Origin of the sequence: uncultured Campylobacter sp., assembly GCF_938030815.1 — a bacterium.
GTDB lineage: Bacteria > Campylobacterota > Campylobacteria > Campylobacterales > Campylobacteraceae > Campylobacter_B.
In genome coordinates this window covers 1-1,484 of sequence record NZ_CALHII010000061.1, presented here as the reverse complement: position 1 = coordinate 1,484, position 1,484 = coordinate 1, and the positions used below count along the sequence as shown (strand labels likewise).

Genomic DNA, 1,484 nt, shown 5'->3' with positions numbered 1-1,484 from the left:
AGTCCACGATTTTCAAGGCAAGCCACATCATTGGAAATTTTTTAAAATTTAAAGTTATCTCAAAAATAATTTGCTATTTTGCCATATAGTCTTATTTCACGAGCATATTGCAATGCTCGGCAAAAAGTAGCTTTAAATGCACCAACGAGCCGCCCGATTGTAATTATGAAGCGTTAAAAGCGTAATTAAGGGCGTTGTAACATTACCATTTTGCCGCTATGATCGGTAATATCTGAGAATTTATGAATGTTAAATTCTAAGCCGCAAATCGAACAAGGAGGAAATTTATCGACTTCCTTCTTGCCTAAAAGCGAGCAAATTCCGCCTATTGCCGGATTATGTCCAACGATAAATACGCATTCTGCGCTAGCTGCATTAAAATTTTGCATAACATCTGTGCTAGAAATTTCCACATCATTGCAAGATAGCGCATTATTTTCGCTAATGCTAGCGGGAATTTTAGCGCTCTTAAAAGCAGAATTTTCCGCGTTTGCGTCGCGAGGTTTTTCGCTACTCAGACCAACCGCATTGTATTTTTCAACATTCACACTGCACCCAAAAAATCGTTTCTCATCCAAGCTGCGAACAAACTTTGCCAAATCCCATAAGCTTGCGTCATATAACTCTCGCAATGACGCTACCCTTTTTATCGCATCCAACGCATTAGCGATAATTTGCGCCGTATGGAGTGCGCGTATAGCCGAGCTTGTAATAATTAAATCAGGCGTAAGTCCCAAGCTACGCAGCTTTTCTCCGAGTTTAATTGCGCAAAGTTCGCCCACTTGGCTTAATATCCGCTCAAAATCGCTTCCGTTGCCGCTTTGCGCCTCGGCATGTCTTATAAAATATATCCGTTTCATCTGCATCCTTTCACAAAATTTTATGTAAAATTTAGCGTTAAATTCTACAAAATTCTAAATTTTTTCTGGATTATTCCAAAGCCATAACCGACCACAAATCCCGCTATGTGCGCATACCATGCTACATTTACGCCCATTAGCATCGGCGCAAAGCTCATTATCAAAATCGCGATAAAAATCCCACCCGCATTGCGTTCATCAAAATAAGCAATCACGCCTAAAAGCACGCAAATAGCGCCACTAGCGCCTACGATATTGACGATTTCTCCCATGCTCATGGCATAACGGATATAAATCAGACACAAAGCGCCACTAAGCAGCCCGCCTACGATGTAAAATAGCGTAAATTTTATCCCACCGAACGCTCGCTCTAAAATCCCACCAAATTGATATAAAACCGCCATATTCATCGCTAGATGCATCACTCCGCCGTGCATAAAAAATGAACTTAGTAACTGCCACGGCATCCCTTCGAAAAAATACGGATTGAGCCCAAAAAATAGATAGGACTTAAAGCCGAAAAAATATTCCAATGCGAATGAAATCACGAAAAATAGGATATTCGCTGCGATGATCGCGAGAGTAAATTTGCCTGTTTGCATGAAGCTCCTTAAATTTTTCACG

The 1,484-nt window shown here is 40.7% G+C and carries 2 protein-coding genes; both read right to left on the bottom strand.

All coding sequences use genetic code 11. The features are described from left to right. Window positions 1–185: 185 nt before the first annotated feature. Window positions 186–860, bottom strand: a complete 675-nt coding sequence (locus tag Q0277_RS02250) for a histidine phosphatase family protein (protein WP_297995169.1) — start codon at window positions 858–860, stop codon at window positions 186–188. Window positions 861–904: 44 nt separating this feature from the next. Further along, complete coding sequence (locus Q0277_RS02245; RefSeq protein ID WP_297995166.1) at window positions 905–1,483, bottom strand: rhomboid family intramembrane serine protease; 579 nt, start codon at window positions 1,481–1,483, stop codon at window positions 905–907. Window position 1,484 lies beyond the last annotated feature (1 nt).